Origin of the sequence: Sphingomonas flavalba, assembly GCF_047553045.1 — a bacterium.
In the GTDB taxonomy this organism is placed as follows: Bacteria; Pseudomonadota; Alphaproteobacteria; order Sphingomonadales; family Sphingomonadaceae; genus Sphingomonas_L; species Sphingomonas_L flavalba_A.
The window spans coordinates 292,614-318,788 of sequence record NZ_CP180208.1; the positions used below are offsets into that span (position 1 = coordinate 292,614).

24 protein-coding genes, 1 tRNA gene and 1 pseudogene are annotated in these 26,175 nt (G+C 66.6%); 17 read left to right on the forward strand and 9 right to left on the reverse strand.

The genetic code is table 11. The features are described 5' to 3' along the window. Positions 1 to 53: 53 nt before the first annotated feature. The 5 genes from ACMT1E_RS01445 (at position 54) to ACMT1E_RS01465 (ending at position 2,553) form a co-directional block, all read left to right on the forward strand. On the forward strand, positions 54 to 356 hold the full coding sequence (locus tag ACMT1E_RS01445; RefSeq protein WP_414901774.1) for a hypothetical protein: 303 nt from the start codon (positions 54 to 56) through the stop codon (positions 354 to 356). Between the two features lie 28 nt (positions 357 to 384). Beyond that, positions 385 to 870, forward strand: a complete 486-nt coding sequence (locus ACMT1E_RS01450) for a peroxiredoxin family protein (protein WP_414901776.1) — start codon at positions 385 to 387, stop codon at positions 868 to 870. Between the two features lie 165 nt (positions 871 to 1,035). After that, positions 1,036 to 1,590, forward strand: a complete 555-nt coding sequence (locus ACMT1E_RS01455) for a TspO/MBR family protein (RefSeq protein WP_414901778.1) — start codon at positions 1,036 to 1,038, stop codon at positions 1,588 to 1,590. Positions 1,591 to 1,601: 11 nt separating this feature from the next. Continuing rightward, positions 1,602 to 1,889, forward strand: coding sequence for an accessory factor UbiK family protein (locus ACMT1E_RS01460; protein ID WP_414901779.1), 288 nt, complete (start codon positions 1,602 to 1,604; stop codon positions 1,887 to 1,889). A 151-nt stretch (positions 1,890 to 2,040) separates the two neighbouring features. Then, positions 2,041 to 2,553, forward strand: coding sequence for a YbjN domain-containing protein (locus ACMT1E_RS01465; protein WP_414901781.1), 513 nt, complete (start codon positions 2,041 to 2,043; stop codon positions 2,551 to 2,553). 16 nt (positions 2,554 to 2,569) lie between these two features. On the opposite strand, the gene ACMT1E_RS01470 is transcribed toward ACMT1E_RS01465, so the two are convergent. Continuing rightward, positions 2,570 to 3,688 (reverse strand): diguanylate cyclase domain-containing protein, encoded by a 1,119-nt coding sequence (locus ACMT1E_RS01470; RefSeq protein WP_414901783.1) that lies wholly within the window; start codon positions 3,686 to 3,688, stop codon positions 2,570 to 2,572. A 218-nt stretch (positions 3,689 to 3,906) separates the two neighbouring features. On the opposite strand from ACMT1E_RS01470, the gene proC reads away from it, so the two are divergent. After that, positions 3,907 to 4,734, forward strand: a complete 828-nt coding sequence (proC, locus tag ACMT1E_RS01475) for a pyrroline-5-carboxylate reductase (protein WP_414901784.1) — start codon at positions 3,907 to 3,909, stop codon at positions 4,732 to 4,734. Here the strand turns inward: proC and ACMT1E_RS01480 are convergent. Then, the gene (locus ACMT1E_RS01480) at positions 4,724 to 5,206 is read right to left on the reverse strand and encodes a MarR family winged helix-turn-helix transcriptional regulator (protein WP_414901785.1); all 483 of its coding nucleotides are present in this window, start codon (positions 5,204 to 5,206) and stop codon (positions 4,724 to 4,726) included. The two genes, proC and ACMT1E_RS01480, sit on opposite strands and share 11 nt — an antisense overlap. A gap of 90 nt (positions 5,207 to 5,296) precedes the next feature. Here ACMT1E_RS01480 and ACMT1E_RS01485 point away from each other — a divergent pair, with 90 nt between their 5' ends. From ACMT1E_RS01485 to ACMT1E_RS01505, 5 genes and pseudogenes are all read left to right on the forward strand, one after another. Beyond that, on the forward strand, positions 5,297 to 6,391 hold the full coding sequence (locus tag ACMT1E_RS01485; RefSeq protein ID WP_414901787.1) for a branched-chain amino acid aminotransferase: 1,095 nt from the start codon (positions 5,297 to 5,299) through the stop codon (positions 6,389 to 6,391). A gap of 82 nt (positions 6,392 to 6,473) precedes the next feature. Next, positions 6,474 to 6,548 (forward strand) — tRNA-Gln (locus ACMT1E_RS01490). A 299-nt stretch (positions 6,549 to 6,847) separates the two neighbouring features. Further along, the gene (gene gabT / locus ACMT1E_RS01495) at positions 6,848 to 8,131 is read left to right on the forward strand and encodes a 4-aminobutyrate--2-oxoglutarate transaminase (RefSeq protein ID WP_414901788.1); all 1,284 of its coding nucleotides are present in this window, start codon (positions 6,848 to 6,850) and stop codon (positions 8,129 to 8,131) included. A 347-nt stretch (positions 8,132 to 8,478) separates the two neighbouring features. Then, positions 8,479 to 8,859 (forward strand): annotated as a pseudogene (locus ACMT1E_RS01500) (TonB-dependent receptor plug domain-containing protein); the annotation flags it as partial. A gap of 177 nt (positions 8,860 to 9,036) precedes the next feature. Then, positions 9,037 to 10,677: a TonB-dependent receptor gene (locus ACMT1E_RS01505; RefSeq protein WP_414903243.1), complete on the forward strand. Its 1,641-nt coding sequence runs from the start codon at positions 9,037 to 9,039 to the stop codon at positions 10,675 to 10,677. 34 nt (positions 10,678 to 10,711) lie between these two features. On the opposite strand, the gene ACMT1E_RS01510 is transcribed toward ACMT1E_RS01505, so the two are convergent. The 5 genes from ACMT1E_RS01510 to ACMT1E_RS01530 form a co-directional block, all read right to left on the reverse strand. Then, positions 10,712 to 11,767, reverse strand: coding sequence for a helix-turn-helix transcriptional regulator (locus tag ACMT1E_RS01510; protein ID WP_414901789.1), 1,056 nt, complete (start codon positions 11,765 to 11,767; stop codon positions 10,712 to 10,714). 114 nt (positions 11,768 to 11,881) lie between these two features. Next, on the reverse strand, positions 11,882 to 12,199 hold the full coding sequence (locus tag ACMT1E_RS01515) for a 2Fe-2S iron-sulfur cluster-binding protein (protein WP_414901791.1): 318 nt from the start codon (positions 12,197 to 12,199) through the stop codon (positions 11,882 to 11,884). 14 nt (positions 12,200 to 12,213) lie between these two features. Further along, complete coding sequence (locus tag ACMT1E_RS01520) at positions 12,214 to 13,467, reverse strand: NAD(P)/FAD-dependent oxidoreductase (RefSeq protein ID WP_414901792.1); 1,254 nt, start codon at positions 13,465 to 13,467, stop codon at positions 12,214 to 12,216. A gap of 65 nt (positions 13,468 to 13,532) precedes the next feature. Next, complete coding sequence (locus ACMT1E_RS01525; protein ID WP_414901793.1) at positions 13,533 to 14,333, reverse strand: nitrilase-related carbon-nitrogen hydrolase; 801 nt, start codon at positions 14,331 to 14,333, stop codon at positions 13,533 to 13,535. 39 nt (positions 14,334 to 14,372) lie between these two features. Next, positions 14,373 to 15,269: an agmatinase family protein gene (locus tag ACMT1E_RS01530; protein ID WP_414901795.1), complete on the reverse strand. Its 897-nt coding sequence runs from the start codon at positions 15,267 to 15,269 to the stop codon at positions 14,373 to 14,375. Positions 15,270 to 15,555: 286 nt separating this feature from the next. Between ACMT1E_RS01530 and ACMT1E_RS01535 the strand changes: the two genes are divergently transcribed. The 6 genes from ACMT1E_RS01535 (at position 15,556) to ACMT1E_RS01560 (ending at position 20,250) form a co-directional block, all read left to right on the forward strand. After that, positions 15,556 to 15,972: an ester cyclase gene (locus ACMT1E_RS01535; RefSeq protein ID WP_414901797.1), complete on the forward strand. Its 417-nt coding sequence runs from the start codon at positions 15,556 to 15,558 to the stop codon at positions 15,970 to 15,972. A gap of 26 nt (positions 15,973 to 15,998) precedes the next feature. Beyond that, positions 15,999 to 17,180, forward strand: a complete 1,182-nt coding sequence (locus ACMT1E_RS01540; protein ID WP_414901798.1) for an aromatic ring-hydroxylating oxygenase subunit alpha — start codon at positions 15,999 to 16,001, stop codon at positions 17,178 to 17,180. A gap of 94 nt (positions 17,181 to 17,274) precedes the next feature. Then, positions 17,275 to 18,279 (forward strand): thiamine pyrophosphate-dependent dehydrogenase E1 component subunit alpha, encoded by a 1,005-nt coding sequence (locus tag ACMT1E_RS01545; RefSeq protein ID WP_414901800.1) that lies wholly within the window; start codon positions 17,275 to 17,277, stop codon positions 18,277 to 18,279. Next, the gene (locus tag ACMT1E_RS01550) at positions 18,276 to 19,325 is read left to right on the forward strand and encodes an alpha-ketoacid dehydrogenase subunit beta (protein ID WP_414901801.1); all 1,050 of its coding nucleotides are present in this window, start codon (positions 18,276 to 18,278) and stop codon (positions 19,323 to 19,325) included. The genes ACMT1E_RS01545 and ACMT1E_RS01550 overlap by 4 nt, the downstream gene beginning before the upstream one ends. Beyond that, on the forward strand, positions 19,322 to 19,570 hold the full coding sequence (locus tag ACMT1E_RS01555) for a biotin/lipoyl-containing protein (protein ID WP_414901802.1): 249 nt from the start codon (positions 19,322 to 19,324) through the stop codon (positions 19,568 to 19,570). Before ACMT1E_RS01550 ends, ACMT1E_RS01555 begins: the two co-directional genes overlap by 4 nt. Further along, positions 19,567 to 20,250 (forward strand): 2-oxo acid dehydrogenase subunit E2, encoded by a 684-nt coding sequence (locus ACMT1E_RS01560; protein ID WP_414901803.1) that lies wholly within the window; start codon positions 19,567 to 19,569, stop codon positions 20,248 to 20,250. Before ACMT1E_RS01555 ends, ACMT1E_RS01560 begins: the two co-directional genes overlap by 4 nt. A gap of 259 nt (positions 20,251 to 20,509) precedes the next feature. Here ACMT1E_RS01560 and ACMT1E_RS01565 read toward each other — a convergent pair whose 3' ends face one another. Both ACMT1E_RS01565 and ACMT1E_RS01570 read right to left on the reverse strand, forming a co-directional pair. Further along, positions 20,510 to 22,954: a heavy metal translocating P-type ATPase gene (locus ACMT1E_RS01565; protein WP_414901804.1), complete on the reverse strand. Its 2,445-nt coding sequence runs from the start codon at positions 22,952 to 22,954 to the stop codon at positions 20,510 to 20,512. Between the two features lie 2 nt (positions 22,955 to 22,956). Further along, the gene (locus ACMT1E_RS01570) at positions 22,957 to 26,175 is read right to left on the reverse strand and encodes an efflux RND transporter permease subunit (protein ID WP_414901806.1); all 3,219 of its coding nucleotides are present in this window, start codon (positions 26,173 to 26,175) and stop codon (positions 22,957 to 22,959) included.

Here is a 26,175-nt window from a genome sequence, read left to right on the forward strand (position 1 = left end):
TGCGATGCACAAAAATCGTTGATCCGGCGACGGCGATCGGCCATTCTCGACTCATGCAACCGAACAAGCTCCTGCTCGAGGCGATCGCGCTGCGCAAGTGCATCATGGCGACGTACAACCGCACCGCGTTCAAGCTGGCGCCGCACATCCTTTACACCCGTCACGACGACCTGTTCGTCGACGCGGTGACAGTGGAACGTGACGGCCGCCCTCCGCGCGAAATCAAGCTCGGCGCGTTCAAGCTCGCCGGACTGAGCGAGCTGGCGCTGACCAGCCAGACCTTCGAGACGGAGGCGCTGTTCGATCCGTCTGCCGAGCGCTATGTCGACACGACGGTGTTCGCCGTCGAGCCGTGATTGCCCGCTGCCGGGCAGGGAGAGGGACATGGCGGATTTTCGCCCCGCGCCGGAACTGGACGTCACCGAATGGCTGAACACGCCGGAACCGCTCAGCCTTTCCGCGCTTCGCGGCCGGGTGGTGGTGGCGGAAGCGTTTCAGATGCTGTGCCCCGGCTGCGCGCAGATGGCGTTGCCGCAACTGGCGCGGGTGCATGAACAATTCAGCCGGATGGGCGTGGCGGTGCTCGGCTTGCACACCGTGTTCGAGCACCACGAGGCGCAAGGCCCGCGTTCGGCGCTGGAGGCGTTCCTGCGCGAATATCGCTACAGTTTCCCGGTCGGCATCGACCGCCCCGCGCCCGAGGGGCGCGGGATGCCGGTGACGATGGCCGCGTACCGCATGGAAGGCACGCCGACGCTGATCCTGATCGACCGGCATGGGCGTCTGCGCCGTCAGGCGTTCGGTCATGTGCCCGACCTGCAACTGGGCGCCGAGATCATGGCGCTGATCGCGGAGCGCGACGCCGCCTGAAGCCGCCGTCGCACCGGGCGACTTCCCTGCCCACGGCAGAAAACGGGACAGCGGCGCGCGCGCTCGGCGCTTGCCAAGGGGGGGTGTCGCCGGTAGCCCCGTCGCCAGGGGTGGCGCCTTGGCGTCGCGCATATGTGCAGCAGTTGTGCAGGCGGAGGGGCTGACATGGGGGAAATCGCGTCGCGGTCGCAGATACGCATGGCATTGCTCCGTCGCGCGCTGGTGACGGTGCCAGGGGTGGTTCTACTCGGTTTTGCATCGGCGAAATTTTCCGGTTCCACGACCGACAGCTACTGGTTCCAGCAGTTGGCGCTGCCGGCGTTCATGCCGCCGGACTGGCTGTTCCCGGTCGCCTGGACCATCCTCTATGCGCTGATCGGCATCGCGCTGGCGGTGGTGCTGAACGCGCGCGGCGCCGCCGGGCGCGCGCTGGCGATCGCGCTGTTCGTTGTCCAGCTGGCGCTGAATCTGGCCTGGTCGCCGCTATTCTTTCGCCTGCATCAGGTCGATGCGGCCTTCTGGCTGATTGTCGCGCTGCTCGCCGCCGCCGTTGCCACTGGTGCCCAGTTCGGCCGGGTGCGGGCGATCGCCGGCTGGCTGTTTCTGCCCTATATCATGTGGATCGCCTTCGCCGCCGCGCTGAATTTCAGCATCGACCGGATGAATCCAGGGGCGGGAGAGGTTGTCGAGCCGGCCGCCTCTACCAACATACAGGTCTGAAGGAGATCGCGATGCAATCCGAAAATCGCTTGTTCGAGGACCTGAGCAAGGTCGTGAACGGTTTCGCCGGGACGATTGCCGGCGTCGGCCGCGAGGCCGAGGCGGCGGCGCGCGAGCGTGCGCGCGAATGGATCGGCGGGCTGGATTTCGTCAGCCGCGACGAGTTCGAGGCTGTGAAAGCAATGGCGGCGGCAGCCCGCGACGAGGCGGACGCGCTCCGCGCGCGTCTCGACGCGCTGGAAGCGGCGGCGGGCGGCACGAAGCCTGTGCCGAAGCGGGCGCCGCGCAAGGGAGCCTGACTGTCCCGCCTGCTTTTTTGCGGGCAAGGCCGTTTCCGATCATGCACAAACGCCTCACCGCTTATCCACAGCTTTTTCCGCAGCGGGCTTGCCCGGCGGCCGCGATCGCGTCAGCTAAGCGGCGGGCGCGAAACGGGGCGATTGACGCCGAATGACATTGGACGAATTCGAGGACACACCGGGCGACGAAGCCGCCCCGATCGACATGCTCGAGGATTATTTCGGCGCGCGTGGCTGGAGCTGTGACCGTGGCGGCGATGACGAGATCGTCGCCCATGTCCAGGGCAGCTGGGGCAAATACGAGCTGCGCGGCGTGTGGCGGGAAGAGGACCGCGTTCTCCAGTTCCTGGCGATGCCCGACATCCGCGTGCCCGACGACAAGCGCGCGACGCTGTACGAGGCGATCGGGCTGGTCAACGAACAGCTATGGCTCGGCCATTTCGAACTGTGGGCGAACAGCGGCATCCTGCTGTTTCGTCACGCCGCGCTGCTTTCCGGCAATGACGGCCCGACGCTGGAGCTTGATCAGGCGGAAACGCTGGTCGAGGCGGCGATCGACGAATGCGAGCGCTTCTACCCGGTGTTCCAGTTCGTGCTGTGGGGCGGCAAAAGCCCGCGCGAGGCGATCGACGCCGCGCTGATCGAGACGCAGGGCGAGGCCTGAACCGCCGCGGGCGCGGTTATCCGCCGCTGCCGGACCCTTCCGCCATCAGCACCTGATTGCGGCCATGACGCTTGGCGCGATAGAGCGCGGTGTCGGCGTTGCGCAACATGGTTCGGCCGTTCTCGTCATTGTGGAGTTCGGCGACGCCGGCGGAGAAGGTGACCTGGCCGATCGGATCGCCCGAATCCTTGAGGCCTAGCCGGCGCGCGGCAAGGGTGCGGCGCGCGTCGTCGACCACCTCGAATGCCTGATCGGCGGTCTTGCCTTCGAACAGGATGACGAACTCCTCGCCGCCGTGGCGGGAGACGTGGCAGGCGTCGTTCGAGATGTCCGACAGCAAACGGGCGACATATTTCAGTACCCGATCGCCGACCTCGTGGCCGTGGGTGTCGTTGATCTTCTTGAAATTGTCGATGTCGCAGAACGCCAGCGCCAGTGGAGCGCCGTTGCCGCGCGCGGCGTGGACGGCGCGGGCGAGCTGGCTTTCGAATGCGCGGCGGTTGGCGAGACCGGTCAGCGGATCGCTCTCCGCAACCCGCTGGGCTTCGACAAGACTACTGCGCAAAGCGGATATCCGCTTGTCGGTCTGGCGCAGCTGGCGTTCTGCATCGCGGGTCTTCTCAATCATCGCGCGGGTCAGGAAGACCAGCGCGGCAAGGCTCTGATCACCACCCTCTGCGCCGTCTTCGCGGGACAGGCCGGCAACCTTGTCCTCCAGCGCTTCGCCATAGGCCTGGGCATCGGCGCCGGATTGCTTGACCACGCCGGCGATGCTGGCAAGGCCAAGCTGCGCTTCGTCGATTAGCTTGGACAGCGCCTCGGCTGACAATTCGCTGCGGGTTTCGGCCAGGATCGCCTCGGCCACTTCGTCGGTCAGCCGGCCGTCGCGCGCGATCGCCCGGTCGACGGCGAAGCGCAGCCGGCGATTGGAACCGAGGCAATAGGCATGGGCCAGTTCGTAATGGCTGGGCAGTGGTTCCAGCTGATTGGTGAACAGGAATACGCCGATCCGCTCGAACAGGTCGCGGCCGCTTTGGTCCGGCGCGTCTGCGTCGGCATCGTCGCCGCCCAGCATGGAACGGACGGCGTGGATCAGCCGGTTGGTACGTCGGTCGCCGGGCCTGTTTGTCGTCACGCTGTCGCCTCTCTCGCGCATCGCCATCACTGTTTCTCCGTCTCGTCATGTTTAACGGCGGATTTCGTAATATTTTGCTAGGCGCTGGCGGCGGCGGCGAAAGATTGCGCCGCTTCGGAGGAAATTTTGCACGCGGATGCGGTGTATGGCCGCATCCGTTGAACGGGAAAGCCCGGATTCCCGATGAATTTCGCGCTGGCCGATTATAAGGGTGAGTGATGACGACACTGGATGAAACGATGACACCGCTGTGGATGATCGGCTGCGGCAACATGGGCGGCGCGATGCTGACGCGCTGGATCGCGGCCGGGCTGGACCCGGCGGCGGTGACGGTGGTGCGCCCAAGCGGCCAGCCGGTCGCGCCGGGGGTGCGCGTGGTCACGGCGATCCCGGTGGGCGAGGCGCCGCCGCGCACGCTGATCCTGGCGGTCAAGCCGCAGAAGCTGGCCGACGTCGCCGCCGACGTCGCGGCGGTGGTGGGGCCGGACAGCCTGGTCGTGTCGATCCTTGCCGGGGCGCGCGTTGCCGCCCTGCGCGATTATTTCCCCGGCGCCGGGGCGATCGTCCGCGCGCTGCCCAACACGCCGGTCGCGATCGGCAAGGGCGTTGTCGGGCTGCATGCGGGCACGGAAGCGGACGCCGGGGCGCGGGACGCGGCGGCGGCGCTGATGGCGCCGCTCGGGCTGGTCGAATGGATCGCCGACGAAGAGCAGTTCGATCTGGTCACCGCGCTGTCGGGCAGCGGGCCGGCCTTCCTGTTCCGCTTCGTCGGCGCGCTCGCCACCGCCGGGGCGGAGCTGGGCCTGCCGGCGGACCAGGCGGCGCGGCTGGCGATCGCCACCGTCGAGGGTGCCGCGCTGCTTGCCGCCGCTTCCGACGAGACGCCGGGCAAGCTGGCCGATCGCGTCGCCAGCCCCGGCGGGTCGACGCGTAAGGGGCTGGATGTGCTCGACGCCGAGGGCGGGCTGCTGCCGCTGCTACGTGAAACGCTGGCCGCCGCCGCCCGCCGCAATGCCGAGATGGCGGCAGAGGCGGTCAGAGCCTGAGTAGCCGGGCGCGCTCGCTTTCCGGGATCAGCCCTTCCAGCACCCGCCAGAAGCCGGTCACGGCGTCCTGCCCCGCCTCCGCATAGGCGGCGGCAAGGCGGCTGCGCATCGCCTCGTACAGCTGCGATTCCAGCGCGCGGCCGGCATCGGTCAGGCGCAGCAGCCGCTGGCGACGGTCGTTGCGGCCCTGCCGGGTCTCGACCAGCCCCTGCGCCGACAGGTCGGCCAGGACGCGGCCGAGCGACTGTTTGGTGATCGCCAGCAGGCGCAGCAGATCGGTGACGCTCAGGTCCGGCTGGCGGGCGATGAAATAGAGCGCGCGCTGGTGCGCCCGGCCCAGCCCGGCGGCGGCCAGCGCCGGCTCCAGCGCGCGGTGCAGCGCCGCCTGCCCGAAATGCATCAGTTCGATGCCGCGCCTCACCTCCGCCTCGCGGAGGAACAGCGCCGACGCTGCGGGACTCTGGCTGACCATGTTGACGCCTCTAGCGGCCGCGCCTAGGTCCGGGCAAGCCGCGACCCGGTTGCCGCCGGGTAACGGCGCCTGACCAGCCGGGAGCAGCAAATGGGCGATACGCCGCCGCAATTTACCTTCGAACCCAATGCCAACGCGGTGTCGGCAGCGGAGCGGGCCGGCCTGATCGCCGATCCCGGTTTTGGCCGGGTGTTTACGGACCATATGGCGGTCGTCCGTTATTCGGACGCGAAGGGATGGTACGATGCCAGGATCACCGCCCGCGCGCCGCTGCAAATGGACCCGGCGTCGTCCGTGCTCCATTACGCGCAGGAGATTTTCGAGGGGCTGAAGGCCTATCGCCTGCCGGACGGCGGCGCCCAGCTGTTCCGGCCGGAGGCGAATGCCCGCCGCTTTCGCCATTCGGCACGACGACTGGCGATGCCGGAAATGCCGGAATCGCTGTTCATCGAGTCGATCGAGCGGCTGGTCGAGGCCGACCGCGCGTGGATTCCGCAGGCCGACGGTGCCGCGCTCTACCTGCGCCCGTTCATGATCGCCAGCGAGGTGTTTCTGGGGGTGAAGCCGTCTTCAGACTATCTCTACATGGTCATCGCGTCCGCCGTCGGCGCCTATTTCAAGGGCGGCGCCAAGGCGATCAGCCTGTGGGCCACGCCGACCTACAGCCGCGCCGGGCCGGGCGGCACCGGCGACGCCAAGTGCGGCGGCAACTACGCGTCCAGCCTGATCGCTCAGGCGGAGGCAACCCGCAACGGGTGCGACCAGGTGGTGTTCCTCGACACCAAGGAGCACCGCTGGGTCGAGGAACTGGGCGGCATGAACATCTTCTTCGTGTTCGAAGACGGATCGTTGCTGACCCCGCCGCTCGGCGGCACGATTTTGCCCGGTATAACCCGCGATTCGCTGGTCGCGCTGGCGCGGGCCGAAGGGCTGACCGTGCGCGAGGAACTGTACGGTATCGACCAGTGGCGCGCCGATGCGGAAAGCGGGCGGCTGCGCGAATGCTTCGCCTGCGGCACCGCCGCCGTCGTCACTCCGATCGGTCAGTTGAAGGGACCGGATTTCGGCTTTGTCATCGGCAATGGCGGGCCCGGCATGGTCACCGGCAAGCTGCACGATGCGCTGGTGTCGATCCAGCGCGGCACCGCGCCCGACCCGCATGGCTGGTCGCGCCGGCTGTTCTGACGCGCTTTCGTGTCGCGCGCTCTTTTCAGCGGGCGCCGGCGCGGCTAGACGCTTTCGCCCGGGCCGACGCGCCCGGCCCTGCTGGGGCGTAGCCAAGCGGTAAGGCAGCGGTTTTTGGTACCGCCATGCGCAGGTTCGAATCCTGCCGCCCCAGCCATCATCGCGTCCTGTTCCGGGGCGCGATCGTCGTAATCTCGATGTCTATCCATTCGCAGGTCGGAACTGGCTTGCCGCCTGGCCCGGATTGCCGAAACCGCCTCCAGTTCGCGAGAGATGCGGGCGCGATGACAAGTTTCCCAATGGCCGGAACGGCGCGCACGCTGCGACGGTGTCCGAGGCTATCGGCCGACGGTTTCGGGAACAATGCTATCTAACGGTTGGATTGGCAGGTGCCGATGGCGTCTTATCGTTCGCACCGCGCAGCCGGAAACGGATCGGCCGGGCGGGGAGAATGATGTGACGCTATCGGAAGAACTGCGGCTGCGGCAGCAGGGGGCCGTGGCGGCCGGGGTCGCCACGAAATCGATTTTCGCCGACCGGGCCGACAATGCGGAACTCTGGGATATCGACGGGCGGCGCTATGTCGATTTCGCCGCCGGCATCGCCGTTAACAATACCGGCCATCGCCACCCGAAGGTGATGGCCGCCGTCGCTGCGCAGGCCGAACGTTTCACCCACACCTGCTTCCACGTCGCGCCGTTCGAGGACTATGTCCGCCTGGCCGAGCGGCTGAACGCGATCGCGCCGGTGCGCGGCGCGGCCAAGACGATGCTGGTGACCACCGGCGCCGAAGCGGTGGAAAACGCGGTGAAGATCGCCCGCGCGGCCACCGGGCGGTCGGCGGTCATCGCCTTTTCCGGGGCGTTCCACGGACGCACGATGATGGGCATGGCGCTGACCGGCAAGGTCGCGCCTTACAAACGCGGCTTCGGTCCGTTCCCGGCCGACGTCTACCATGCCGCGTTCCCCAACGAATATCTGGGCGTGACGACCGAAGCCGCGCTGGCCAGCATCGAAGATTTGCTGGCGGTCGATGTCGACCCCGGCCGGGTGGCGGCGTTTATCGTGGAACCGGTGCAGGGCGAAGGCGGCTTCGTTCCCGCGCCCGATGCTTTTCTGCGCGGCCTGCGCGCGCTGGCGGATGCGCATGGCATTCTGCTGATCGCGGACGAGGTGCAGGCCGGGATGGCGCGGACCGGCCGGATGTTCGCCTGCGAGCATGCCGGGATCGAGGCTGATCTTGTCGTGCTGGCCAAGGGACTGGCAGGCGGCTTTCCCCTTTCCGCGGTTGTCGGTCGCGCCGACGTGATGGATGCGCCGGCGCCCGGCGGTCTTGGCGGTACCTATGCGGGCAACCCGCTTGCGGTGGCGGCGGCCAACGCGGTTCTGGACGTCATCGAGGAAGAAGGCCTCTGCCAGCGGGCGGTGGCGATCGGGCAGCAGATGACGGCCCGCCTGCAACGGCTGGCGGAGCGCCCCGACATGGCCTTCATCGGCGATGTCCGGGGACGCGGGGCGATGGTTGCGTTCGAACTGGTCGACGACCGCCGGGCGCGCACGCCCGATGCCGAACGCGCGGTGAAACTGGTCGCGGAAGCGCAGCGTGCGGGGTTGGTCCTGCTGTCGTGCGGCACCCGCTTCAACGTGATCCGGCTGCTGCCCCCGCTGACGATCAGTGACGCGGTTTTGAACGAAGGGCTGGACATCATCGAGCAGTCCCTTGCCGCAATCGCCCGTTAGGCGGGCCATGCGCATTGTCTCGCGCTTGTCCTCCCGAATGCAACCGTGCGGATATGGCGATACCGGGCGGAATATGACAGTGATTCTGTTGGTCGAGTACTAACCATGGATAGTATGTGAAGAGATTGCTCGATGTTACTTCGCATGATATAAAATTGTGTAAATAATATTATATAATAAATATGTGATTAGCCTGAAAAAATCCAAATAATAGATAAGAATAATAATTTTATTATATAAAATACTACAAATTCAAATATAAATAAAATCATTAGGGAGGATCTGCGATGAAACACGGGGAGGAATGTCCGTTCTTTTTCCTGGCTCTTGCGGGTGGCCTGGGTCTGATGGCACTTTCCGCGCCCGCCCTGGCACAGGAAGCGCCGCTCCCCACCGCCGCGGAAGGCAGCGGCGCCCTCGATGACATCGTGGTCGTCGCGCAACGGCGCGCGCAGAATCTTCAGGATGTGCCGACCGCCATTTCAGCCCTCGATTCAGCCAGGCTCGAGCGGGCCAGCGTCGTTTCCGTCAACCAGCTTGGCGCTCTCGTCCCCAGTTTCCAGGTGGCGCAGCCCTTCGGCGCGGGCGGGCCGGGCGCCTACACCATCCGCGGTATTTCCTCGACCGACTTCAGTCATAACCAGAGCCGCCCGATCGCCGTCTATATCGACGAAGGTGTGCGGCAACTGCCGGCGCTGGAATTCATGCCGCTGTTCGATTTGGAACGGATCGAAATCCTGCGCGGCCCGCAGGGTGCGCTTTACGGCAAGAACGCCACCGGCGGCGCGGTAAACATCATCACCAAAGAGCCGGGGTTCACGACCGAAGGCCATCTGATGGCGGGTTACGGCAATTTCGACCGGCGTGAGAGCCAGGGCGCGATTCAGGCGCCGATTGTAGATGACATGGTCGCTGTGCGGGTCGCCTACACCTACATCAAAGATGATGGCGTTATTAAAAACGTCTTTCCGGGTGTTCGCGACCTTGACCAGACCGATGTCTTCGGCCTGCGGGCAAGTCTGCTCCTCAAGCCGAGCGAAACGTTCAAGGCTATCCTTCGCTTCACCCATTCCAGCTCGACCGGCGCGCCGGCGGCGGCCTATGCCACCGACATCGATTTCGCCGGCGCCGGCTTTCCCTCGCTGGCCGCGGTGCCGGGCAGCGACCGTGCCGGTCTTGGTTTCTTCAAGAACAACCAGCCGTTGCGCGGTTCGCAGAAGCTGAAGTCGGACGGCGTGAACCTGCGCCTCGACTGGAACCTGGGCGACGCCGTCGATCTGACATCCGTCACCACCTATGACGAGGCGAAATGGATCCGTTTCCAGGAGGGGGGCGGCCTGCCGCTGTCGCTGGCGCCGCTCTACGAAGACGGCAAGGATATTTCCCAGTTCGTGCAGGAAGTACGGCTGGCCGGCGGCGACGCGGGGTTCCAGTGGCTGGTCGGCGGCTTCTACGGTCGCGACAGCATTTTCGTGACATCCTATTATCCGTGGATGACCGACCCGCGCTGCGGCGCGGAGTGCGATTTCTGGCTGGGTGGGGGCGGTATCGGCTTTGTGTCGACCAATGCCTTCCGGCAAAAGCGGCAGAGCTATGCCGCCTTCGCGCGCGGCGAGTATGAACTCACCCCCGGACTGACTCTGGCGCTGGGCGGTCGATACAGCCGCGACGAAATCCGGCGCAGCGATCTGATCGCCTTCATCGGGGATTCGGCGGCACCCGAACTGATCCAGACGATCGGCGCGCCCGCCGACGGCGGACCGCTGGCCCAGCGCCGCAATTTCGAACGGTTTACCGGCGAGGCGACGCTGAGCTGGGCGGCGAGCGACGACGTCAATGCCTATGCCAGCTTCAAGCAGGGTTATCGGTCCGGTGCGTTCAACGCGTTCGTGTTCCTGATCGACGACGCGACGATCGCGCCTCCGGAAACCGCCGACAATTTCGAGCTGGGCATCAAGTCGCAGTTCCTCGATCGACGGGTGACGTTCAACCTCGCCGGTTTCTACACCAAGTATAAGAACCAGCAGGTGATCAGCGCCGAAAACGGAACCTTCCCGCTGCGCCGCGTCGACCGGGCGCGGATCTGGGGACTTGAGGCGGATCTGACGGTGCGGCCGGTGTCGGCACTGACGCTGAACGCATCGCTTGGTTACACTAACCCGAAATACCTGCGGGGTATGATCGCCGGTATCGACGTGTCCGGCAACCAGATAACCAATGCGGCCAAATGGGCGGTCAATGTCGGCGCGGACTGGACCATGGCCGATCTGGGCGATGGCAGCGTGACCCTGCACGTCGATGCCCGCCACCAGTCGCGCGTGTTTTTCGACATCAACAACACGCCTTCCATCGGCGACGGCGGCTATACGGTCGCCAACGCGCAACTATCGTTTAACATGCGCTCGTGGGATTTCGAGCTGTGGGGCAGCAACCTCACCAACACGCGCTACGCCAATTACGGCGTCAGCCTACAATCCTATGGGTTCAGCTATCTGAACCGTGGCACCCCCCGCCAGTTCGGCGCGCGGGTCCGCCATCGTTTCTGATAATGTCGCCGGCGATTTGAGGGCAGCGCGGGCGTTACGCGGCCGGCTCGTCTCCGAACAGATGGGCGATGAACTGCCACAGCACCTCGCGCTCGGTGGTGATGTCCAGCTTTTCGTACAGGCGGTGCTTGTAACTTTTCACCGTGCCGACCGTCAGGTTCAGTTTCTGCGCGATGCCGCTGGTCGGATAGCCGCGGATCGTCAGTCGGATCAGCTCATGCTCGCGCGGCGTCAGGTTGTTGGTTTCGGCGAAGCTGGCGAGCGATCCCTCGATATCGCCCTGGACATAGCCGGGGCTGCGGCTTTCGAGCAGGAAGACCCGCCCGTTCGGCGCCAGCGGATGGTCGGCCGCGATCTGGTCCCAGTGCAGGATATAGTCGCCAATCCGCACCGGCGCGGCCGGACCGCCGCCGCCTGATACTTCCGCCATGATCTGATCGACGACATCGCTTTCGGGGAAGTCCCAGTTGGCGCTGCGGTGGAGCACCCGACCGTCGACGTCGCAGACCGCCTTGCGGGTGGGGTTGTCCTCTCGCGGCGTGTCGATGTCGCGGGCAAGGCTGCGTTCGATGTGGAGCCGGTGGAGCGGCACCACAATGTCGCGCAGCAACCCGGCATGATGCAGGTCGCCCGGTGTGAAACTGGCGTCCCGATATCCCAGCGTCAGCACCAGATACGCGCCGCCAAGGTCCGGGGAAAAGACGATCAGCTCGTCCTCGACGAAGCTGCGCCGGTACAGTCCGTCATAAGAGGCGTCATGCTCCCCCTGGCTCCGCAGTTCGCGGAACGAGGTAACCGGCGGCGGCGTGCCGCGCGTCACCATCTGGAGTATGGGGTCGAGCCGGTACAGCCCGTCGAGGTAGATGGTCGCGGTCTGGCGGGAAATGGCGCGGTTGACGATGATTTCCGGCCGCGCGAATTTACGGTAGCGCATCAGCATCCAGCGCTTGCTATCCAGATACTCGGACGCGAATTCACCGAGCGACTGATAGAAGGCGTTGGTTCCGACCGATCCGATCACCCCGCCAAGCAGAGCGAAGGACCGTGCGTTGCAAGCGTCGCGGCGCGCCCGGTCGGCCGGGGCATTCACGTTTCGGCGCCTTGCGTCATCGAATGCTGCCGGTCGTGCTGATCGCGGGATAACAGCCTACAAAGCCGGTGATGGGCCTGCAAGGACCGCCGGCGTGCCGGGGCGGCCGCGCGATCAATACTGGCTTTCGGGCAGGTGGACGATCAGCCCGTCCAGCGCTGGCGACACCTTAATCTGGCAGGACAGGCGCGAATTCGCGTCGGGGTCCCTGGCGAATTCCAGCAGGCTTGTCTCCATGTCGCCGGCCTCGCCGGTCGCGGCCAGCCAGCGCGGATCGACGTGGATGTGGCAGGTGGCGCAGGCACACGCGCCGCCGCAGTCGCCAACCACCCCCGGTATGCCGTGCTTCACGGCGAGGTCCATGACGGACTGACCTGCCTCTCCCTCCACGACATGCACTGCGCCGTTATACTCGATGAATGTGATCTTCACGCTGTCTCGTTCCGTCATTCCGTGGTCTGCGTGGCCTGCGCCAGGCATTGCTTGATGGGGATGGTCGCATCGGCGAGCCGGTCGGGGCTGACGCGTCGGCGGTCGGCGACCAGCATCCGCCCGAACATGAACTCGGCGGGCGCGTTGACTGCCTCCACCGCCTGAACGCGCTCTTCGGCGTCCAGATGGAATATCGCGAAGCGGCCGCTGTCCCGGTCGCCGCGCAGATACGTCTGTGCGACGCCGATCGGTAGCCCGACGATCTGAAGCTTGACGTCGTACTGGTCGGACCAGAACCACGGTGCCTCCGGCGCCGGCGCCGGTGCGCCGGTCAGGTCCGCCACGAGTTGCCTGGCCTGCTCGAGCGCGCTCGGCACACTCTCGACGCAGGCGGTCGCTTCATAAAGCGGCAGCGGACGGCGGGTGGCGTCGCCAATCGCGTATATTCCCGGAACAGATGTCCGCGCGCGGGAATCGACGATGATGCCGTCGTCGCATGCACAGCCCAGAGCGCGGGCAAGCGCATCGTTTGGCGCGGCACCGATGCTGACCAGCGCAAGGTCCGCCGCGATCGTCCGCCCGTCCGCCAGCGCGACGCCGCGCAGCACGCCATCCTCGCCGTGGAAGGCGGCGACCTCCGCGTCACATTCAAAAACGACGTCGCGGCGCTGGTGATAATCCTGAAAGAACGCCGAAAGCGGTTCGGACGCGACGCGGGCGAGAATGCGCGGCGCGCGTTCGATGACGACGACATCCACCCCCAGGCTGCGGGCGGATGCGGCGACTTCAAGGCCCAGATACCCGCCACCGATCACCGCCAGCCGCCCGGACGTCGCCAGCGCGGTCTTCAACCGTTCGGCATCAGCCGCGGAACGGAGCGCGAGCACGCCGGGAAGGTCATGACCCGGCACGCCCAGGCCGCGAGCGCGGGCGCCCGTCGCCAGGATCAGCGTGTCGAACGCGACCGTCTCGCCGGTCGAGAGCGACAGGCTGCGGGCGGCCGCGTCGGCGCCGGCGACTGTTGCACCCAGTTTCAGGGCGATTGCCCGTTCGGCGTAGAAGGCGTCGTGCTTCAGCGCCAGCGCCCCGGCGTCCGCCTTCCCCTTCAGCCATGCCTTGGACAGGGGGGGGCGCTGATAGGGCAGGACCGGCTCGTCGCCGATCAGGGTGATCGGGCCGGTCCAGCCGTGCTGCCGGAGCAGCGCCGCCGCGGTGCCGCCAGCATGCCCCGCGCCGACAATCGCGATCCTGTTGTCCGGTTGGTGCATTGGCCTTGTATCCTGCCGGTTTTCTTACTGGGCGAAAATCGGGCGGCCGCGCCGCCGCCGGTCGGTCAGGGTCCGGGCGGACCCGCTTTCGCCGGGAATGCGATGCGCCTCAATTGTAGATAGTCGTAGGTGTGCCGCGCTGTCTCGATCTCGTTCAGGCCGATCTCCGCCGACAGCAGGGTTTCCGACGCCCCGTCGGCTTCGGCGAGAATTCGGCCGGCGGGGTCGACGATCAGGCTGCCGCCGGCAAAGCTGTCGATGCGCCCCTGCCCGACACGATTGCACATGACGAGGAATGCCTGGTTCTCCATCGCCCGCGCGCAGGCCGCGATCCGGTGATTTGGCCCGAACGGCGCCATGTTGCCGTTGCACACCGCGATAACCCGCGCGCCCGCCACCGCCACCGCGCGCGCGGTTTCAGGGAATTCGACGTCGAAGCAGATCAGCGCGCCAATCCGCGTGCCATGCCATGCGGCGGAACCGAACGTGTCTCCGGGCGTGAAGATGCCGGTTTCCCCGACCCAGAGCTGGGTCTTGCGATAGGCGATCTGCACCGCGCCGTCGGCGACGACCACCGCCGTATTGAACAGTCGGCCCGCGTCGCGCTCCGCAAGGCCGCAGGCGATGGTCAGGTCATACGCGCGGGACCAGTCGCGGAGGCGGGCGACGGTGGGGCCGTCCAGCGGTTCGGCCAGTCGCTCGACATCGTCGCGCGACGCAAAGCCGCTCGTTGCCGTTTCAGGCAGGACGAGCAGATCGTGATCCGGCCCGGCCGTGGCGACCGCGGCGCCGATGCTGGCGAGGTTGGCCGCATAGTCGCCATCGACGAGCGCGATCTGCGCGGCGGCGACGCGAAGCCGTGTCATCGCCGCCGTCCCGCGCCCGAGCGTTGCGCCGGCCACATGTCAGCGGCGGCCCAGCGCGATCGCGGACAGCGCCTCGAGCAGAATGCGCACGCCCAGCCGCGAGGTGATGCCGGACGGGTCCCAGGGCGGCGACACTTCCGCGACATCGACCGCGCGGATCGGCAGCCTCCGGAAGCCGCTGATGATCGTCAGGATTTCGCGGGATGTCATGCCGGACGGCGTCGGCACGCCGGTGCCGGGCGCATAAGCGGCGTCGAGCACGTCGATATCGACGGTCAGGTAGATCGCGTCGAGATCGGTCATCACCTCGCGCGTGCCCTCGACGATCGCCTGGGGACCAAGCGCGCAGACGTCGTCAAGGGTGAACAGGGTGATGCCGGCTTTCTTGACATATTCCAGCTCGGACGGCGGGTTGAGCCAGCCGCTCGGCCCGATCGTGACGATCTTGCGCGGATTGAAGCCGGCATCGACCGCGCGGGCGACCGGGCAGCAATGGCTGAGTGGTTCGCCGCCGATTTCCTCTGCGGTGTCGAAATGGGTGTCGAAATGGATCATCCCGCAACGCGCATATTTCTTCGCGAAGGCGCGCGACGGCCCGATGGTGATCGAATGCTCGCCGCCCAGCACGACGGGGATCGCGTCGGCCGCCAGTATTTCGGCGGTGGCGGCTTCGGCGCGGTCCTGGGTTCGGGCGGGGTTGCCCGGCACGACGGCGACATCGCCGCAGTCGACGATGTTGAAGGCGGTGTTGAGGTCGACGCCGCTATTGGCGTTGTAGGACAGGAACTGCTCGCTCGCTTCGCGCAACCCGCGCGGACCAAGCTGAGTGCCGGGGCGGCTGATGCAGGTGCCGTCCCAGGGAAAGCCAAGTACTGCGACGGTTGCGCCGGCGGCCCTCAAAAGAGCGGCGTCCGGTGCCACGCGTGGGCGGTTCATGAACGTACCTAATGATCCCGAATGCAGGGAGCCGTCCCAAATATTGTCGTCAACCATCTCTTTTTCCACGCCCATCGTGGCCTCCCGGACCAAGTAGTCGGGCAGGGTATGGACGGCCTTTCAGGCGAGCAATGCTATCGGAGGATGACTTTGACGGGGGGCACCCGGCTGCCATGATCGGCCATAGAGAGTGAGGCGGTTCGCCCGCTCCATGGGGAGGGTTTTGCAGGGGGGCGGGCGCCGCCGCGCATCCGGCCTGCGAAGGCAGCTGAAAGGAATCCCGGCCGTGGACGCCACCGATGTCGATTCACCGCTTCTGCGCATGATCGATTTCCTCAACAGCGGGGATGTCGATAGCGCGATGAAGCTGATCGCGCCCGATTTCGAAGGCGAGGAGGTGCCCCATGGCGGCATTATCCGCGGCCGTGACGGCGTGCGGGCCGAAGCCGAGGGCTGGGCCGGACTGGACGGTGGACAGCGGATCAGCAACGTCATTGTCTCCGGCGACCGGATCGTCCTCGAAGGCGTCATCGGCGGCACCCACAGCGGGCAGGTCACGATCGGCGGTGAGGCGTTTCCGCCGACCGGGCGCCATGTCGAAATCCGTTTCTGCACCATCGGCACCATCCGCGACGGCATGGTCGCCCGCGAGGTGCATTACTACGACATGGCCGCGCTGCGCGCCCAGCTTTCCGCTCGATAACGCTTTTAAAGATGGAGTCTTTTTCCATGGCGAATACCGCGACGCCGCTGTTCAGCCCCGAAGGGGCGGCGGTGCTGGCCAACGTGATGAAGCCGGCGTTGCAAGCGTCCACGCTGCCGGCCGAGGCTTATTGGTCCCCCGCCGTCTATGAGCGTGAGATGGAACGGATCTTCCGCAAGGAATGGATCTGCGTCGGGCGGCGCGAGGATGTGCCGAATACCGGCGACTATTTCACCACGACGCTTGCCGGTGAGCCGTTGATCGTCGCGCGCGACGAAAGCGGCGAGATCGGTGCCTTTCTGAACGTCTGCCGCCATCGCGGCTGCGAGGTTGTTCAGGGCGCGGGCAATGCGGAGCGGTTCCGCTGCCCCTATCATGGCTGGCTTTACGGTCTGAACGGCGAATTGAAGACGACGCCCAATTTCGCCGGGGTCGAGAATTTCGACAAGAGCAAGCACGCGCTGCACGCGGTGAAGGCGGAGGTCTGGGAAGGCTTCATCTTCGTCAACCTCGACCGTGACGCCGAACCGTTCGCGCCGCGGGTGAGCGAGATGAGCCGGTGGCAGTTTGAGAAATACGGCTTTGGCGACAAGGAAGTCACCCACAGCTTTTCCTACGACATCGCCGCCAACTGGAAGACCTATGTCGAAAACGGCATGGAGGAATATCATACCCCCTGGGTACATGCGGAAACGCTGCAGCCGTTCATGCCGATGCTTGGCTGGAAGGAGCTGACCGACGTCAGCGATCAGCCGTGGACGGTGATGATCGGCCAGTTCCCCGGCATTTCGATGAGCCCGACCGGCAAGTCGCTGTTGCCGATCCCGGACTCGTTCAAAGATATCGATCCGCAGTTCGACGGCATGCCGATCGCCAACATCTTTCCGAATTTCCTGATCGTCGCGACACCGGATTCGATGTCCTACATCATGGTGGAACCGACCGGCCCGGAAACGACGCGGGTGACCATCCGCATGTGTCTGCCGAAAGAGGTTGCGGCGGCGTTCCGCGCCGGCGACCCGGAGGCGACGAAGATCGCCGAAGCCTATGCGGAGACGATCCCGCCGTTCATGGCCGAGGACAACATGACGGCGGAAGCCCAGCAGCGCGGGCTGCGTTCGAAGCTCGCCTCGTCCGGCCGCTATTGCAAATACGAACAGCTCGCCTGGCGCTTCGTGAACTGGGTTGCGCGGAAGGCCTATATCTGACGCGCGCAGGCGCGCGTGGATGAAAGTCGAAAAAGAGCAAAAGGCGAAGGCCGCAAGGCCGCCTTCGGTCGGTGATCGGGGAGAGGAGCAGCCAGTGACGAGCAAGAACAATCCAGAGCTCTGGATGTACGAGCGCATGTACAAGAGCCGGCATTTCGAGGAGCGGATCGAGGCGATCTACCTCGAAGGCAAAACGCCGCTGTTCAACATGGCGAACGGCCCAATCCCCGGCGAGATGCATCTGTCGAACGGGCAGGAGCCATGCGCGGCCGGCGTCTGCGCCCACCTGACGGCGGCGGATTTCGTGACCGCGACCCACCGGCCGCATCACATCGCCATCGCCAAGGGGGTCGACCTGAACGCGATGACGGCGGAAATTTTCGGCAAGGCGACCGGTCTGTCCGGCGGCCTTGGCGGGCACATGCACCTGTTCGATCCGCGCGTGAATTTCTGCTGCAGCGGCATCATTGCGCAGGGCATGGGGCCGGCGGTCGGCGCCGCGCTGGCGTTCAAGATGCGCGGGGAACCGCATGTAGCGGTTGCCTATGTCGGCGAAGCCGCCGTGAACCAGGGGGCCTGGCACGAGGCGATGAACCTCGCCGCGGTGTGGCAGTTGCCGTTCGTCTGCATCATCGAGGACAACGCCTGGGGGATTTCCGTGTCGAAGGAAGCGTCGACGGCGGTGAAGACCAACGACGTGCGGTCGGCGAGCTACGGCATTCCCGGCGTGCACGTTCCGGGCAACGACCCGCTGAAGGTCTATGAGGCGGCGGGCGATGCCGTCCGCCGCGCCCGCGACGGCCAGGGGCCGACGCTGATCGAGATCGAGACGTTCCGGCTTGCCGGCCACTTCATGGGCGATGCCGAAACCTATCGCGCGCCGGGGGAAAAGGTCGCGCTGCTCGAACGCGACGCGCTGCCCCTTCTGCGCCAGCGGCTGATTGCGGCGGCAACCATCACAGAACCGCAGGTCGATACTATCGAGGCGGCGGCGCGCGAGGAGGTCGATGAGGCGATCCGCCTGGCGCGGGCGGCGCCGGCCCCGGCGCCGGGCAGCGCCGAAAAAGCGGTGTTTTTCGAAGGGAGGGACGCGCAATGAGCGACGCACCGGCCGACAGGGACGCGGGCGGCACCGGGAAGCTCCGGCGCCTGACGATCGCGAAGGCGATGAACGAGGCGATCGCCCAGGAAATGCGCCGGGACGAAAGCGTGTTCGTGATGGGCGAGGATCTCGGCGCCCTCGGCGGTATCTGGGCATCCACGCAGGGGTTGCTGGACGAATTCGGCGCCGAGCGGGTTCGCGATACGCCGATTTCCGAAACCGCGTTCATCGGCGCGGCGGTGGGCGCATCGGCGGTCGGGATGCGGCCGATCGTGGAACTGATGTTCGTCGACTTCTTCGGCGTGTGTTTCGACGCGATCTACAATCTTGCGGCGAAGCAGGCGTATTTTTCCGGCGGCAATGTCAGTTGCCCGATGGTGCTGATGACCAGCGTCGGTGGCGGCTATTCCGACGCCGGGCAGCATTCGCAATGCCTCTATGCCAGCTTCGCGCACATGCCGGGGCTGAAGATCGTCTCGCCATCCAACGCCTATGACGCGAAGGGGCTGATGGTCGCGGCAATCCGCGATCCGAATCCGGTGGTGTTCATGGGCCACAAGGCGCTGCAGGGCATGGGCTGGCTCGGTACGGCCAAAGGCTCGCTCGCCGACGTGCCGGACACACTCTACACCGTTCCGATCGGCAAGGCGGCCGTCGTTCGCGAAGGCGGCGACATCACCCTGATCGGCTGGGCATCGACCGTTCACACCGCGCTGGCCGCCGCCGATGCGCTGGCGAAGCAGGGCGTTTCCGCCGAGGTGGTCGACGTTCGCACGCTCGCGCCGCTCGACATGGAAACGGTCCTCAAATCGGTTCGCAAGACCGGGCGCGTCATCGTCGTTGACGAGGATTATGCAACCTGCGGCCTCGCTTCCGAAATCGTGGCGCGGATCGCGCGTGAATCGTTCAGCGACCTGCGTAGCGCGCCGGGGATGGTGACCTATGGCGATGTTCCCCCGCCCTTTGCGCGCAATCTCGAGCAGGCGCTGATCCCCAGCGTCGATACGGTTGTCGAAATGGCGGCCCGGCAGGTGGCACCGTGAGCGCGGCAATCGACATCATCGTCCCCGAAGGCGTCGGCGAAGACGCGGATGACGAGATCGTGCTGGCGGCCTGGTATTTCGAGGACGGCGAGGCGGTTTCGGCGGAAGCGGACATCTGCCAGTTGATGGTGTCGAAGGTGAGCTTCGATGTCATGGCACCGGCGGCGGGGCGGTTGCGCCATGTCGCCGCGGTCGAAGACATCGTGACGACCGGGCAGGTCATTGCCCGGATCGAGCCGGCGTGACCGCGACGATCGCCTTTTCTGGAGCGCGCGGCGCGATCGCGCGCCACATGAAGGAAAGTCTCGCGACCGCCGCGCAGCTTAGCTACTTCGCGGTAGCGGATGCCTCGCTCCTGAAACGGGCGCGCGCGGCGTGGCAGGAACAGGGTGTCGCCGCCGGCTTCGAGGACCTGATCCTCGCCGCGCTGTGCCGGGTTCTGGGGCAGTTTCCGCAGTTCAACGGCGTGGTGCGGGACAAGGGCGCGGAACTGGATGACGCCGTCCGCGTATCGGTGGCGATCGCGCTTCCCGGCGGGCTGATGGCCCCGGCGCTGCCAGACCTGCGCGACATGACGGTGGCCGATATCAGCGCGGCGCGGCGCGATATGGTCGATCGTGCCCGGCGCGGAGCGCTGACCGTCGCGGAAATGAAGGCAGGCACCTTCACGATCAGCAACCTTGGCGTGTCGCGGGTCGACCATTTCACGCCGATCCTGAACGGCGGTCAGATCGCGCTTCTCGGTCTGGGCCGGATCGCCGATGTGCCGGCGGTGCTGGCCGACGGGCGGATCGGCGCCCAGCCGCAACTGGCGCTGTCTCTCACCACAGATCACCGCGTGGTCGACGGCGCCCCGAGCGCGGCCTTCCTGTCGGCGCTGGCGGAGGCGATCGAGACCGATCTCCCCCTGCCGGCAGCCCGGTAACGGCGGGGGGCGGCTGGTTGGCGCGGGGGCTGCCGTTGGAGGTGCCGCGGCCATGACGAAGCGGCCGAAAGGCCCTCGGCCACTGCGCAGGCTTTGGATATGCCTGCGACGGGTGTGGTGGGCGTCCGGTAACGCCCAGAACCACCCCAATCGCGAGATCGAAAACCTGCCGGAAGAGATGCGCGACCGGGTAAGGCAGCGCTTCTGGATCAACCCGCGTCGATGATTGCCCCCGCCGCCGCCGCGCGCGATGGCGGGATCAGGCTCCGTCGTCGCGATAGGCGAGCAGGCGCAGCGCGTTGAACACGACCAGCAGGGTCGACCCCTCATGCACCGCAACCGCCGGGCCGATGCCAAGGCCCAGGATCGTCGCCGGAACGAGCAGGGCGACGATGCCAAGGCTGACGAACACATTCTGGCGGATCACCGCGCGGGTCGTGCGGCTGAGACCGACGGCGAAGGGCAGGTGCGACAGGTCGTCGGCCATCAGCGCGACATCGGCGGTTTCCAGGGCGACGTCGGACCCGGCAGCGCCCATCGCGATGCCGACGGTCGCGCTGGCCATGGCGGGGGCATCGTTGACGCCGTCGCCGACCATCGCGACCTTCGCCTCTTCGCGCAGCGTCCGGATCGCCTCGACCTTGTCCTCCGGCATCAGGTCGCCCCACGCCTCGTCAAGGCCGACCTGGGCGGCAACGGCGTCGGCCACGCGCTGGTTGTCGCCGGAAATCATGATCATTCGCTCGATGCCGATCGCGCGCAGCCGGTCGAGCGCGGCGCGCGCCGTTTCGCGTGGCGTATCCATCAGGCCGATTGCGCCGAGATCGCGGTTGTCGCGCCGCACCACCATCGTCGTATGGCCACTCTCGCGCAGCATCGCGATTGCCGTCGCCATGTCTTCGGAAAGCGGCGGGATCCCGTCGGTGCCGAACATCTCCGCCTTGCCGATCAGGATCTCGTCTTCGCCGATGATTGCCGACACGCCCTTGCCGGTCAGGCTTTTCAGCGTGTCGGCTTCGGGTATCGGGCGGTCGCCGGCATGCGCGCGACCGTCGCGGGCGATCGCCTGAGCGAGCGGATGGTCGGACAGGCTTTCCACCGCCACGGCGACCGCCATCAACTCTTCGGTGGAAACGCCCATGGCCGGGACGATGCGCTGGATGCGCGGCTCGCCTCTGGTCAGCGTGCCGGTCTTGTCGAATGCGATCGCGTTCAGCGATCCCAGCAGCTCAAGCGGCGCGCCGCCCTTGACGAGCACGCCGCCGCGCGCGGCGCGGGCGACGCCGGACAGCACCGCGCTCGGCGTCGCGATGGCAAGCGCGCACGGGCTGGCGGCGACCAGCACCGCCATCGCGCGGTAGAAGCTGTCGCGAAACGGCTCGTCGACGACGACCCACGCGAACAACAGGGTGAAGGCGAGCAGCAATACGCAGGGCACGAATATCCGCTCGAATCGGTCGGTAAGGCGCTGGGTCGGTGATTTCTGGGTTTCCGCCTCGCTGACCATCTTGACCACCTTGGCGAGCGTGCTCTCGCTCGACAGCCGGGTGACCTCGATCTCGATCAGGCCGCTGCCGTTGATCGTGCCGGCAAAGACACGGCAGGCCGGGTCGACCCGATCCGGGTTGGCGCGCGCCAGTGCCCTGTCCGTGACCGGCCGCTTGTCGACCGGCATGCTCTCGCCGGTCACCGGCGCCTGGTTGATCGCCGACGTTCCGGCGGTGACGAAGCCGTCGGCGGCAACCCGTGCGTCGGGTTTGACGATGACGGTATCGCCAAGCTGCACCGCCTCCACCGGAATTTCCTCAACCGCGCCGTCCGCGCGCCGGACGGTGGCGGTGCGCGGCGCGAGCTCGGCCAGCGCGGCGATCGCCTGCTTGGCGCGCCCCATCGCATAATGTTCCAGCGCGTGACCGAGGCTGAACAGGAACAGCAGCAGCGCGCCTTCGGCGAATGCGCCGAGCGCGGCCGCGCCGGCTGCGGCGACCAGCATCAGCGTGTCGATCTCGTAGGTGCGACGCTTCAGATTCCCCACCGCTTCGCGCAGGGTGAAGAACCCGCCAAAGCCGTAGGCGCCGATATAGAGGGCCAGTGGCAGCCAGCCCGGCGCTCCGGGAACCAGTGTCTCGACGGCGAAGCCGGCGGCGAGCAGTGCGCCGCACGCCAGCGAAAACACCAGTTCGGCCGCGGCGCCGAGCGGGCCGCCGTGGTCATGGTCGTGATCGCCGCCATGGTCATGGCCGGCGGCCGGTGCGGCGGGCTGCGGGCGAACCCCCATACCGCTCAATGCTTCGCGCAACGCCTGTTCCGTCATCCGGGTACGATCAAACTCGACGCGCACCATGCCGGCGGCGGTGGCTTCCGCTTCCAATACGCCGGGCAGCGCGCGGAGTCCGTCGCCGACCGCGCGCGCCTTGCGCTGGTGCCCGACCCCCTCGACCGGCCAGAGGATGTGGCCGTAACGGCCGGCGATTTCCGCGCCGGCCGCCCGGGCGATGGCGCGGATACGCGGCATCGACACCCGATCCGAGGCGTAATGGATGCACAGCAGCGGCGGCGCGTCGCCCTGGGCGGCGACGACATGCGCCTTCTCCACCCCCGGCCGGGCGGTCAGGTTGGCGGTCAGCCGGGCGACACAGGTGTCGCCGGCATCCGGTATTTCGGGAAGGATGAGGGGGATTTCGAGCCGAAGTTTCTCCGTCATCGTCATCTCCTGTCTGCAATGGCCGAAAGGGAAACGTCGTCCTGCACCTGCGCGTCCCACCGCCCGTAACGCGCGTAAAGCGTCGGCAGCACGAACAGGGTGAGCAGCGTGGCAGAGATCAGCCCGCCGATCACCACCGTCGCCAGCGGCTTCTGTACTTCCGCGCCCGACCCGGTGGCGATCGCCATCGGCACGAAACCGAGGCTGGCAACCAATGCGGTCATTACCACCGGCCTCAGGCGCATCATCGCGCCTTCATAGGCTGCCTGCGCCCGTTCCATGCCGCCGGCCATCAGGCTCTGGATCGACGTGACCATGACCAGACCGTTCAGTACGGCGATGCCGGATAGCGCAATGAAGCCGACCGCCGCCGATATCGAGAAAGGCATGCCGCGCAGCGCCAGTGCCGCGATCCCGCCGACCAGCGCCAGTGGTACGCCGGTGAACACGATCGCGGCGTCACGCGCGCTGCGCAACGCCCCGTAGAGCAGCAGGACGATCAGCACGAAGCAGGCCGGCACCACCAGCATCAGCCGCGCGCTGGCGGAGCGGAGATTTTCGAACTGGCCGCCCCAGTCGAGATATTGGCCGGCGGGCAGGCGTACCTCCCGGTCGATCGCGGTCTGCGCATCGGTCACGACACCGGCGACGTCGCGGCCGCGCACATTGGCCTGGACGACGACGCGCCGCTTGCCGTTTTCCCGGCTGATCTGGTTGGCGCCGTCGGTGACGCCGATCGTGGCGACGCTTTGTAGCGGCACGAAGCCGCCGCCGGGCAGCGGCACCGGCAGTTGCGCCAGCGTCTGCATGTCGGCGCGGGCCTGGTCCGCCAGCCGGATCGTCACGGCGAAGCGCCTGTCGCCTTCGAAGATCATCCCGGCATCGCGCCCGCCGACGGCGGCGGCCACGGTGTCCTGCACGGTCTGCGCGGTCACTCCCAGCCGCGCCATCGCGTCGCGGTTCGGGCGGATGTCGAGCATCGGCAGCCCCTGCGTCTGTTCCACCCGCACGTCCGCCGCGCCCCGCGTCTTGCGGAGTACGGCGGCAATCTGGGTGGCCGTGGCGTTCATCGTGTCGAAATCGTCGCCGAACACCTTGATCGCGACATCGCCGCGCACGCCGGCGATCAGTTCGTTGAACCGCATCTGGATCGGCTGGCTGATCTCGAACGCGCCGCCGGGAATGCCCTCCAGCAGCGTCTCGACCTTGGTCACCAGCGCCGCCTTGGTCAGGCGTGGGTCGGGCCATTGCTTCTTTGGCTTCATGATGATGAAGGTATCGGAAATGTTGGGCGGCATCGGGTCGGAGGCCAGCTCCGCCGTACCGGTTTTCGAAAAGACGAACTGCACCTCCGGCAACGTCGCGATCGCCTTCTCCACGCGCGACTGCATCGCCTGGCTCTGGTCGACGGATGTGCCGGGCACGCGCAGCACCTGCGCGGTCAGGTCGCCTTCGTCGAGTTGCGGCAGGAATTCCTGCCCCAGCGCCGAAAAGGTCAGCAGCGCGACGAGGAAGGCGCCGATGCCGACGCCCATGGTCAGCGTTGGCCGCCGCATCGCGCGGCCAAGGCCCGGCGCATAGCGCCGCTTCAGCCAGTCTATGATCCGGCCTTCCTTCTCCTCCACCGGTTTTGACAGCCATAGCGCCAGCATGGCCGGCACGAAGGTGATCGACAGGACAAACGCAGAGGCGAGGGCGATGATGACGGTCAGCGCCATCGGCGAGAACGTCTTGCCCTCCACCCCGGTCAGGGTCAGCATCGGCACATAGACGAGGATGATGATCGCCTGCCCGAAGACCGACGGGCGGATCATTTCGCGCGCCGCCCGCGCGACCGAATCGAGCCTTTCGGCCCGTGTCAGCGTGCGTTCCAGCCGGTGTTGCCGTTCGGCGATCCGCCGCAGCGCGTTTTCGACGATGATCACCGCGCCGTCGACGATCAGGCCGAAATCCAGTGCGCCAAGGCTCATCAGATTGGCCGAAACCTCGCCCTTCAGCATGCCGAAACTGGTCATCAGCATGGTGATCGGGATGACGAGCGCCGCGATCAGCGCCGCGCGGAAATTGCCGAGCAGCAGAAACAGCACGACGATGACCAGCAACGCGCCTTCGGTCAGGTTCTTCGCCACCGTCCGGATCGTCGCGTTGACCAGCGCGGTACGGTCGAGCACCGGCTGGATGACGACATCCGCCGGCAGCGACGCGTTGACCGTCTGCAGCCGTTCCGCCACTGCGGAGGCAACGGTGCGGCTGTTCTCGCCGATCCGCATGATCGCGGTGCCGACAACGACCTCGCGGCCGTCCTCAGACGCCGAACCATGGCGGATCGCCTGACCGAGGCGGACCTCGGCGACCGAATCCAGCCGGATCGGCAGGCCGTCGCGGGTGGCGATGACGGTCGCCGCCAGTTCGCCGATCGTGCGGATCCGCGCGTCGGAGCGGACGGCAAGCCCTTCGCCGCCGCGGTCGACCACGCCGGCGCCGACACTGGCATTGTTCGCTTCCAGTGCCTCAGCCAGGTCGGTCAGGCTCATGCCGATCGCGGCGAGCCGCTGCACGTCGGGAACGACCTGGAACTGTTTCACATAGCCGCCGATCGAATCGACCCCGGCCAGGCCGGGTGTGCTCTTCAGGAGCGGTGCGACGATCCAGTCCTGCGCGGTGCGCAGATAGGTTGCCTGTTCCGCTTCGGTGACCAGCCGGTCGCCTTCCGGGGTGATGTAGCTGCCGTCGGGCTGCATGCCCGGTTCGCCCGGCTTGTGGGTATCCTCGTCTCGGTGCTGGAAATGGACGGTCCACATATAGACTTCGCCCAGCCCGGTGGCGATCGGCCCCATCGTCGGCGTCGCCCCTTCGGGCAGGCTTTCCTCGGCGATACGCAGCCGTTCCGCCACTTGCTGGCGGGCGAAATAGATATCGGTCGATTCGGAGAATATGGCGGTGACCTGCGCGAAGCCGTTGCGGCTGAGCGAGCGGGTATGGTCAAGCCCCGGAACCCCGGCGAGCGCCGTCTCGATCGGGAAGGCGACCTGCTTTTCGACCAGTTCGGGCGAAAGCGCGGGCGCGGTGATGTTCACCTGCACCTGGTTGTTGGTGATGTCGGGTACGGCGTCGATCGGCAGGCGGGCGATGGCCCAGCCGCCGATGACCATGGCGATCAATGTCATCAGCAGCACAAGCCAGCGCCGCTCGACGGACAAGGTGACGATGCGGTCGATCAT

What these genes read in the sequence shown, in the direction of transcription:
- ACMT1E_RS01450 (WP_414901776.1), top strand. Translation starts at nt 385, where the DNA reads ATGGCGGATTTTCGCCCCGCGCCGGAACTGGACGTCACCGAATGGCTG.
- ACMT1E_RS01455 (WP_414901778.1), top strand. Translation starts at nt 1,036, where the DNA reads ATGGGGGAAATCGCGTCGCGGTCGCAGATACGCATGGCATTGCTCCGT.
- ACMT1E_RS01525 (WP_414901793.1), bottom strand. Translation starts at nt 14,333, where the DNA reads ATGACACGGCTTCGCGTCGCCGCCGCGCAGATCGCGCTCGTCGATGGC.
- ACMT1E_RS01465 (WP_414901781.1), top strand. Translation starts at nt 2,041, where the DNA reads ATGACATTGGACGAATTCGAGGACACACCGGGCGACGAAGCCGCCCCG.
- ACMT1E_RS01550 (WP_414901801.1), top strand. Translation starts at nt 18,276, where the DNA reads ATGAGCGACGCACCGGCCGACAGGGACGCGGGCGGCACCGGGAAGCTC.
- ACMT1E_RS01480 (WP_414901785.1), bottom strand. Translation starts at nt 5,206, where the DNA reads ATGGTCAGCCAGAGTCCCGCAGCGTCGGCGCTGTTCCTCCGCGAGGCG.
- ACMT1E_RS01540 (WP_414901798.1), top strand. Translation starts at nt 15,999, where the DNA reads ATGGCGAATACCGCGACGCCGCTGTTCAGCCCCGAAGGGGCGGCGGTG.
- ACMT1E_RS01565 (WP_414901804.1), bottom strand. Translation starts at nt 22,954, where the DNA reads ATGACGGAGAAACTTCGGCTCGAAATCCCCCTCATCCTTCCCGAAATA.
- ACMT1E_RS01460 (WP_414901779.1), top strand. Translation starts at nt 1,602, where the DNA reads ATGCAATCCGAAAATCGCTTGTTCGAGGACCTGAGCAAGGTCGTGAAC.
- ACMT1E_RS01530 (WP_414901795.1), bottom strand. Translation starts at nt 15,269, where the DNA reads ATGAACCGCCCACGCGTGGCACCGGACGCCGCTCTTTTGAGGGCCGCC.
- ACMT1E_RS01570 (WP_414901806.1), bottom strand. Translation starts at nt 26,175, where the DNA reads ATGATCGACCGCATCGTCACCTTGTCCGTCGAGCGGCGCTGGCTTGTG.
- ACMT1E_RS01505 (WP_414903243.1), top strand. Translation starts at nt 9,037, where the DNA reads ATGGTCGCTGTGCGGGTCGCCTACACCTACATCAAAGATGATGGCGTT.
- proC (WP_414901784.1), top strand. Translation starts at nt 3,907, where the DNA reads ATGACGACACTGGATGAAACGATGACACCGCTGTGGATGATCGGCTGC.
- ACMT1E_RS01445 (WP_414901774.1), top strand. Translation starts at nt 54, where the DNA reads ATGCAACCGAACAAGCTCCTGCTCGAGGCGATCGCGCTGCGCAAGTGC.
- ACMT1E_RS01485 (WP_414901787.1), top strand. Translation starts at nt 5,297, where the DNA reads ATGGGCGATACGCCGCCGCAATTTACCTTCGAACCCAATGCCAACGCG.
- ACMT1E_RS01520 (WP_414901792.1), bottom strand. Translation starts at nt 13,467, where the DNA reads ATGCACCAACCGGACAACAGGATCGCGATTGTCGGCGCGGGGCATGCT.